Source organism: Trichormus sp. NMC-1 (assembly GCF_001858025.1).
Lineage (GTDB): Bacteria > Cyanobacteriota > Cyanobacteriia > Cyanobacteriales > Nostocaceae > Anabaena.
This window is the reverse complement of sequence record NZ_LZQD01000011.1, coordinates 6,179-6,494: the sequence shown is the minus strand read 5'-3', so window position 1 is coordinate 6,494 and position 316 is coordinate 6,179.

The following is a 316-nucleotide window of genomic DNA, read 5'->3' as shown; positions in this document are numbered from 1 at the left end:
ACAAATGAATAAACCGACGAATGGATAAAATCAATATCCTGTAAATCCTTAAATCCTGTAAATCCTGATTCAGACATTTATTTGATTTCTCAAAGCTGAAATCGTCTGAAGACGATTGGTGGAAAGGGTAATATTAATTGTGTTGATTTTTTTTAGTCCTCTTTTAGAGAACTTTCGCTATGAGACGGGGGTTTATAACCCCTGGCTGACAAATGAATAAACCGACGAACGGATAAACCGACGAATGGATAAAATCAATATCCTGTAAATCCTTAAATCCTGGAAATCCTGATTCAGACATTTATTTGATTTTCCA